At 68.3% G+C, this 240-nt stretch carries 1 protein-coding gene; it reads right to left on the bottom strand.

What is annotated here, in order from left to right; all coding sequences use genetic code 11:
* On the bottom strand, positions 1-240 hold a 240-nt coding region (locus J5M73_RS31715; RefSeq protein ID WP_207817062.1), incomplete at both ends, for an amino acid permease.

Below are 240 nucleotides of genomic sequence, written 5' to 3' on the forward strand. Positions count from 1 at the left end.
CGCTGATCAGCACCGCGCCCCAGTGGCCCACCACATGCTCCAGCACGGCAGCCATGGACGGGTTCTGCAGCTTGGCCAGTTCCGGCTGGGTCATGATCCCCAGGGACAGCACGTTCACCAGCACCAGCAGCGCCAGCACCCCCAGGAAGCCGATCACCGTGGCCCGCCCGACGTCCGCGCGTTTCTGCGCCCGGGCCGAGTAGACGCTGGCGCCCTCGATGCCGATGAACACGAATACCG

Origin of the sequence: Pseudomonas sp. 50_B (genome assembly GCF_017491625.1) — a bacterium.
Lineage (GTDB): Bacteria > Pseudomonadota > Gammaproteobacteria > Pseudomonadales > Pseudomonadaceae > Aquipseudomonas > Aquipseudomonas danubii.